The organism is Nitrospira sp. (assembly GCA_030653545.1).
In the GTDB taxonomy this organism is placed as follows: Bacteria; Nitrospirota; Nitrospiria; order Nitrospirales; family Nitrospiraceae; genus Nitrospira_D.
The window spans coordinates 1-3,846 of record JAURZE010000003.1 but is presented as its reverse complement, the minus strand read 5'-3'; the positions used below and the strand labels follow the sequence as shown (position 1 = coordinate 3,846).

The window sequence follows — 3,846 nt, the reverse complement described above, 5'->3', positions numbered from 1 at the left end:
GCCCACTGCGCCAGTTGCTGGCGTTCGGGATCAGTCAGCTGCAGGGACGGGGCAATGCGCATAGGCCAGTCCTCCTCTTGGGGAGGAGTATACCCGTACGGTATAATAAGTAAAGCTATTTATGTATCACTACACTAGCGCCCCCGGACCGCGATAGCGCACGCCCACGGAACGTGGAGGAAGAAGCGCGTAGCCTGGAAAGGCAGAGTCGTTCGCTATGTCGGCAGAAGCGTGCTAAACTCATTTTGTACAGGCTTCTGATAGCTACCTATCTGTTTCGTCAGCGATCCCGCTCACTCCGTCCTTCGCAATCGGTCCGGCAGTTGTCATTGTGCTTCCGTCCGGAACTCTGAGCATCACCCATTCATCGGCCGACTCGTGGACGCCACTAGTCCGCGTCCGCAAAGGAGACTCCCGCATGACGCAGAAAGCCCCCTCATCGGCTCAGCCCCTCGCATCAGATTGGGTCCGCATCCCTGATGGCACCAGGGTTAAACACCGCCTCGAAGGGCACGAAGGAGTGATTGACGGGTTAACCGAAATGGTTTCCGGCGCGATGCGGAATCCGGACGGGAGAACCCAATACCGGATGAATATCGGGACCTCGACACGGCAACTCGTCACCCAAGACGACCTGAATATTCTCCTCGATCGCGAGAATCTGGTCATCATGGTCCGCCAAAAAGAGCCGTATCGACGCTCTGTCACTGAGCGATTGCACAGCATCCTCAGCGCAGACCGATTCATCAAATCCGCGTAGCAAGAGGTTCGAACTCATTGCATGGGTGCCGAGCACCTACCCAGAGGAGAGCGTGATGGCTGAGACCTGCTACTCGCAAGGCAAGAAGATTCTCCTCATGCCCGAACAACAGCCCAATGGAACCTGGCGCTGTCGCTTCGTGATTCCCGGACTCCTCGAGTCCACCATGGGCACCTCCGTCGACGCCCCGCTGGGGAGATACAAGTCCGAATGGGATGCCAAGACCGCAGCCTTTTCGTTAGCCAAGAAAGCCATTGATAATTCGTGCGCAGCGCGTGAAACCAATCCGCCAGTGAGGAAAGCATGAGCACGACTATCAAAAAACGCCATCGTGAACAGACCAGACACGAGCGGCAACAGAACAAAGATGCGCGCCGGGCTCAACGCAAGGCTGAGAAACCCGTTTCAGCTTCTTTGGACGGTCAGGAAGACCCTGACTTGGCCGGCATGGTCGCCGGCCCGCAAGACCCCGCAGTTTCGTTCACCGGCTGAGCATTTCTAGACCCTTCACAAGACAAGTGGCTATTTCAATTGAGGTGTGTTAGTCTCTCAATATTCGACGCGGCGGGCCTCGCGTGGAATATAATGATCGAACGGCCCATCACCGATGTTGTTCTCACCGAGATTCTGATCGGAAGCCTGACCTAAGCCGCCTCACTGAATAGCGTCTTCGGCCCTCTCCTTCCCCTCGGGAAGTTGTTCTCGCGTCCCAGACAATGTCACTTTCCGGAAGGAGGAACCCCCATGGGTTCAAAACTTTATGTCGGCGGGTTGCCGTATGCGGCAACTGAATCACAGCTCACCACCTTGTTCGCCGCGCACGGCACAGTCGAATCTGCGCGCGTGATCGCGGACAAGTTTACGGGACAATCACGGGGCTTCGGCTTCGTCGAGATGTCGACACCAGAAGAAGCCAAGGCAGCTATTACTGCATTGAACGGCTCACAGATGGATGGACGCCCGTTGACGGTCAACGAAGCTAAGCCCCAAGAACCGCGCACGGGCGGCGGTGGCGGCGGCGGCGGTCGTTTCGGCGGCGGCGGCGGCGAGAAGCGCGGCCGGTTCTAGTTCAGTCGATGCAAGGAGGAGCGCGTCATTGCGCTCCTCCTTCTCCCTCGCTCCCACAAGGAGACTTCCTCATGCCCACTCCCCCAACATCAGCCACACACCCAGCCGTTCCGAACTATTTGACGACGGCGCTCTTTGGTATTGTCACGGCTGTCGCCATGATCGGCGTGCCGGCGTTCGGCTATTTCTACGGATATAGCTGGGTCGACTGGACGTTGTTCGGAGTGCTCTATGTGGTCACAGGGTTGGGGATTACGGTGGGGTACCATCGACTGCTCTCGCACCGCAGCTTTGAATGCCCGAATTGGGTGAAAGCCGTACTCTTAGTGGCCGGCGGATGGGCGCTTGAGAACTCTGCCCTGAAGTGGGCGGCCGACCATATTCGCCATCATGCGGCCTGCGATCAGGACGCTGATCCTTACAATGCGACTAGAGGATTTTGGTACAGCCACTGCGGATGGTTGTTTTATAAAGACGCGAACGCGAACGACAAATACGCATCCCGTTTACGCCAGGACTCGGTTGTCATGTGGCAACATCGCCACTATTGGCTGATCGTCCTCTCCGGCCTGGGACTGACATTTGCCGTAGGCTTTCTCTACAACGGCTGGATGGGCGGGCTGGGATGCTTTCTGCTCGCGGGCGTCGGACGCGCCTTTGCCGTACTCAACTCAACCTTTTGCATCAATTCAGTCTGCCACCTCTGGGGGCGTCAGCCGCATAGCCAGGCAGATTCCAGCCGCGACAGCTGGTGGGTATCCTTGCTGACATTCGGCGAGGGATACCACAATTACCACCACACACATCAAAACGATTACCGCAACGGTCCCCGGTGGTACAACTTCGACCCGTCGAAGTGGCTGATCTTCACACTGTCAAAGCTGGGCCTGGCCTCATCGCTCAGGACCGCGGCCTCTTCCGCACGCTAGCCGTCACTACAGACGACGACTCTCCGCCCGTTCACATTCCGGAAGCCGGCTTCCAACCGGCGAGCACGCATCGTTGCGCGATCAATGGGAGCACGCCGTCGAGATCTTCCGATACCTGCGTCATGACGCGTTCGGCTAATAGCTGATCATCAAAACATTCAAATACGTCGTCGAGGAATCCGCCTCGCAACAGCGGATGATGCAAGAGCTCCTGGCCTGGACCAGTTGCGACCTCCAGGGGATACTCCGCCACCTCAATGCGGTGGAGGCCGGCTCCATCGAGCCATTCCCTCCCCTCCTCCGCAGACGGCCGCTCGGCGATATAAGCTTCGAGACGTCGGCGCTCTGTGAGCAGCCCCAGCGTCGCCATCTCCTGATCGACCCGACGCCACAGGGAATCGAAGGTGCCGAGGGAGGGAAAGGTCAAGACCATCTGGCCGCCTGGATTCAGGTGAGCCGCCAATCCTTGGATGACTTCGAAGCGGTTCGGGCGAAAGAACATCACGGACAGATTGCCGGTGATGCGATCATAGGCGGGAAGATCCGCCGGCAATGCGCGGAGATCGACACACTCAAATTGCAGCCAGGGAAGGTGGGAGCCCTGGATCGATCGCGCGCGCGCCACTTGTCCGGCACTCACGTCGATACTGAGCACCTGCCCACCGGAACCAACCTGCTCGGCCACGTAGAACGCAGGAATACCATGGCCTCCTGCGACATCAAGAACCGTGGCGCCGGGACACAGATCAAGATGGCGCAACAACGACTCGGCAAACGGCGTGGACCAGTAATCGTGCTGAGGAAGACGCCAACGGGATGTCACGGTATACTCTCGATGAAATCTGGTGTAGACGCAGGCTACCGGCCGAACTGCATCCTGTCAATGCAGCAGTCCTCGTTTCTGACGGCATCACCGATGCGTTCGTTACTTCTACTTCCTGTTGGACTTAGGGAAGGTCTGATTAATTCCCGTTTACGCCGCGCCATCGGTTTCTGAGGGCGTTAGCACGGGTACTCAGCTGGAAATTCGCTGGGCCGGGAGCGTTTCCCGTGGGGGGCGCCCGCCGTCGGGCCGCCCAGAACCCCGTT

At 58.3% G+C, this 3,846-nt stretch carries 6 protein-coding genes; 5 read left to right on the top strand and 1 reads right to left on the bottom strand.

The window, feature by feature from the left end:
* The first annotated feature begins 418 nt into the window (after positions 1 to 418).
* The 5 genes from Q7U39_00065 to Q7U39_00045 all read left to right on the top strand — a co-directional run bounded on the left by Q7U39_00065 (position 419) and on the right by Q7U39_00045 (position 2,757).
* A complete protein-coding gene (locus Q7U39_00065) occupies positions 419 to 760 on the top strand; it encodes a hypothetical protein (GenBank protein MDO9116321.1) in 342 nt (113 codons plus the stop codon).
* Positions 761 to 815: 55 nt separating this feature from the next.
* The gene (locus Q7U39_00060; GenBank protein MDO9116320.1) at positions 816 to 1,067 is read left to right on the top strand and encodes a hypothetical protein; all 252 of its coding nucleotides are present in this window, start codon (positions 816 to 818) and stop codon (positions 1,065 to 1,067) included.
* A complete protein-coding gene (locus Q7U39_00055) occupies positions 1,064 to 1,252 on the top strand; it encodes a hypothetical protein (protein ID MDO9116319.1) in 189 nt (62 codons plus the stop codon). The genes Q7U39_00060 and Q7U39_00055 overlap by 4 nt, the downstream gene beginning before the upstream one ends.
* A 252-nt stretch (positions 1,253 to 1,504) precedes the next feature.
* Positions 1,505 to 1,828: an RNA-binding protein gene (locus Q7U39_00050; GenBank protein MDO9116318.1), complete on the top strand. Its 324-nt coding sequence runs from the start codon at positions 1,505 to 1,507 to the stop codon at positions 1,826 to 1,828.
* 71 nt (positions 1,829 to 1,899) lie between these two features.
* Positions 1,900 to 2,757: a fatty acid desaturase gene (locus tag Q7U39_00045; GenBank protein ID MDO9116317.1), complete on the top strand. Its 858-nt coding sequence runs from the start codon at positions 1,900 to 1,902 to the stop codon at positions 2,755 to 2,757.
* 31 nt (positions 2,758 to 2,788) lie between these two features.
* Here the strand turns inward: Q7U39_00045 and Q7U39_00040 are convergent, their stop codons facing one another.
* Positions 2,789 to 3,580, bottom strand: coding sequence for a class I SAM-dependent methyltransferase (locus Q7U39_00040; protein ID MDO9116316.1), 792 nt, complete (start codon positions 3,578 to 3,580; stop codon positions 2,789 to 2,791).
* Positions 3,581 to 3,846 lie beyond the last annotated feature (266 nt).